The following is a 1,284-nucleotide window of genomic DNA, read 5'->3' as shown; positions in this document are numbered from 1 at the left end:
CGCGAAACTACTTCGCCGTCGTCGCCATTGCCGCCACTCTGCTCTGGATAAGGTAACTGTCCACACGGCCTAGCCGAATATTACTATGCAGTTTGTCCTGCGATCGCATCTCAGCCGACGGCTGGATGTCAAAATGCCGAGCTGGTCTCACTCCAGGATGAAAGTGCGCGGCTCGAACTCCCCCCGCCCGCCAGGAGTCCGGCACGTAGACCGCTATGCAGCGTTGGCCCCTAGCGCCGCCCTTTGGCCGAGTAGCCCTGCTTCCACGAGCGCTGCCCGAATACGCGCGATTTCCGCATCCGTTATCTTGACCAAAGGCGGGCGTACCACGGCACGAGGCAGTTTTCCAAGCAGCACCAAAGCTTCCTTCATGCGGTTATGCATATCGACGAAAGGATCGGCGTAGAACACGCGCGCCAATGGATAAATCCGGTCGTTGAGCCGGCGGGCTTCTGCAAGATCGTTGGCCTGTACCGCGCGATAGAGCATGGCTTGAAGATCGGCGATGACGCTGCCGCTGCCGGACAGCAAGCCATTGCAGCCCAGCACCAGGGAACTCAAGAGCCATGCACTGTTGGTCGACAGCACGTTGATGGAGTGCTTGCGGCCCTGCAAGGCGCGAATCTGGCTCTCGTGCTGCGGGACCAGTGGCGTCCAGTCCTTGATTGCGCGGATCGTAGGCACCTCATCAAACAGTCGCTCCAGCGTCGACGCCGGATAGCCTTGCCCCGTAGCCAGGGGATATTGAAACACGATCAATGGCAGGTCGGACGCATCGCGGATGGTCTTGAAATGGGCCAGCACCATCTCGGCCGATTGGCCAAGCGTGAACGGCGCCGGCGGAAACACCAGCAGCGCCGAAGCCCCACCGGCGTGTGCCTGCCGCGCGATCCGCGCCGCCTCCAGGCTGCCGTCTGCCCAGACCCCATGGATGATCGGCAAAGTGCTGCCGACTTCCTCGCCCGTGATCTCCATAACGCGACGCTGCTCGTCCCTCGTGCAGGAGGCAACCTCCGTGGAGTGCGCATTGATCGTGATCGCTGACAATCCGTCCACCGCCGCGACATCGCGCAAGTGAGCTCGGAAGCTCTGCTCGTCGATCGACAGATCCTCGTGGAACGGCAACAGCACCGCGGGGATCACACCTTGGGGCACGAAATCCGGATACCGGCCCATCTGTCGTCTCCTTCAGGGTTCCCAACCGTAAGCCTAGGCCGTGTGGACAGTTACCTTATCCAGAGCAGAGTGGCGGCAATGGCGACGACGGCGAAGTAGTTTCGCGCG

Annotated in this window: 1 protein-coding gene; it reads right to left on the bottom strand. The window is 61.5% G+C overall.

Annotated elements, in window-relative coordinates:
• Positions 1-213: 213 nt before the first annotated feature.
• On the bottom strand, positions 214-1,176 hold the full coding sequence (locus tag AAFX91_RS41745) for a dihydrodipicolinate synthase family protein (RefSeq protein WP_394570355.1): 963 nt from the start codon (positions 1,174-1,176) through the stop codon (positions 214-216).
• Between the last annotated feature and the right edge of the window lie 108 nt (positions 1,177-1,284).

It is taken from the genome of Bradyrhizobium sp. 31Argb (genome assembly GCF_043638955.1).
Classification (GTDB): Bacteria; Pseudomonadota; Alphaproteobacteria; order Rhizobiales; family Xanthobacteraceae; genus Bradyrhizobium.
The sequence above is the reverse complement of the archived record's forward strand: the minus strand, read 5'-3'. Positions and strand labels throughout refer to the sequence as shown.

Coding starts and splice junctions, on each gene's coding strand:
- AAFX91_RS41745 (WP_394570355.1), bottom strand. CDS start 1,176: ATGGGCCGGTATCCGGATTTCGTGCCCCAAGGTGTGATCCCCGCGGTG.